Genomic DNA, 1,578 nt, shown 5'->3' with positions numbered 1-1,578 from the left:
AGTGGCATGTCCTGGACCCGAAGCGGGGTGATCTACCCATGGCCAGTGTGAAGCAGCTGTAAGAGGTTGTGGAGGCGCGAACCCACGTAGGTTGAAAACTGCGGGGATGAGCTGTGGGTAGGGGTGAAAGGCCAATCAAACTCCGTGATAGCTGGTTCTCCCCGAAATGCATTTAGGTGCAGCGTCGTATTATAGCTTGGTGGAGGTAGAGCGACTGGTTGGTTGAGCGGGACTACAATCTTAGCAATGTCAGCCAAACTCCGAATGCCACTAATTGTGTTGTACGGCAGTGAGACTGTGGGGGATAAGCTTCATAGTCGAGAGGGAAACAGCCCAGATCGCCGGTTAAGGCCCCTAAGGGTGTACTAAGTGGAAAAGGATGTGGGATCGCGAAGACAGCCAGGAGGTTGGCTTAGAAGCAGCCATCCTTGAAAGAGTGCGTAATAGCTCACTGGTCGAGTGGTTCTGCGCCGACAATGTAGTGGGGCTCAAGTACACCGCCGAAGCCGCGGCAAGCAATTTTTTGTTTGGGTAGGGGAGCGTCGTGCATGGGTTGAAGCGTTACCGTAAGGAGGCGTGGACTGTGTGCGAGTGAGAATGCAGGCATGAGTAACGAATTGATAGGTGAGAATCCTATCCGCCGGATGACTAAGGGTTCCTGGGTCAAGTTCGTCTTCCCAGGGTGAGTCGGGACCTAAGGCGAGGCCGACAGGCGTAGTCGATGGATAACCAGTTGATATTCTGGTACCCGTACATGCGCGCCCATGATAAAGCACTGATACTAACCACCGCGGATGCACTGCTAAGACTCTTTGAGTGTTGGTGGTGTTGATGTCGTGGGGCCTGATGTGTGGTTCAAGTGATGGGGTGACGCAGTGAGGTAGCCACGCCACTTATTGGATTGGTGGTGTAAGCGTGCAGATCGTGTGGTAGGTAAATCCGCCGCACATATGGTTGAGACGTGATGCGTAGACCCAGTGGGGTTGATGGTGGTGATCCTGTACTGTCGAGAAAAGCCTCTAGCGATGTGTGTGTATGGCCCGTACCCTAAACCGACACAGGTAGTCAGGTTGAAAATACTAAGGCGTTCGGGTGAACTGTGGTTAAGGAATTCGGCAAAATGCCCCCGTAACTTCGGGAGAAGGGGGGCCTCACGGCGTGAGCATCCTTGCGGTGTTAAGCGTTGTGGGGTCGCAGAGAATAGAGGGAAGCGACTGTTTATCAAAAACACAGGTCCATGCGAAGACGTTAAGTTGATGTATATGGACTGACGCCTGCCCGGTGCTGGAAGGTTAAGAGGACCGGTTAGTCAATTTTGTTGGCGAAGCTGAGAATTTAAGCCCCAGTAAACGGCGGTGGTAACTATAACCATCCTAAGGTAGCGAAATTCCTTGTCGGGTAAGTTCCGACCTGCACGAATGGCGTAACGACTTCTCTGCTGTCTCAACCACAGGCCCGGTGAAATTGCACTACGAGTAAAGATGCTCGTTACGCGCGGCAGGACGAAAAGACCCCGGGACCTTCACTATAGCTTGGTATTGGTGTTTGGTTCGGTTTGTGTAGGATAGGTGGGAGACT

At 52.7% G+C, this 1,578-nt stretch carries 1 rRNA gene; it reads left to right on the top strand.

Going from position 1 to position 1,578, the window contains the following annotated elements:
- Positions 1–1,578, top strand: a 23S ribosomal RNA gene (locus QP915_RS11550); the annotation flags it as partial.

The sequence above is a fragment of the Corynebacterium sp. MSK158 genome, assembly GCF_030229085.1.
In the GTDB taxonomy this organism is placed as follows: domain Bacteria; phylum Actinomycetota; class Actinomycetes; order Mycobacteriales; family Mycobacteriaceae; genus Corynebacterium.
This window is presented reverse-complemented; position numbering and strand designations above follow the sequence as displayed.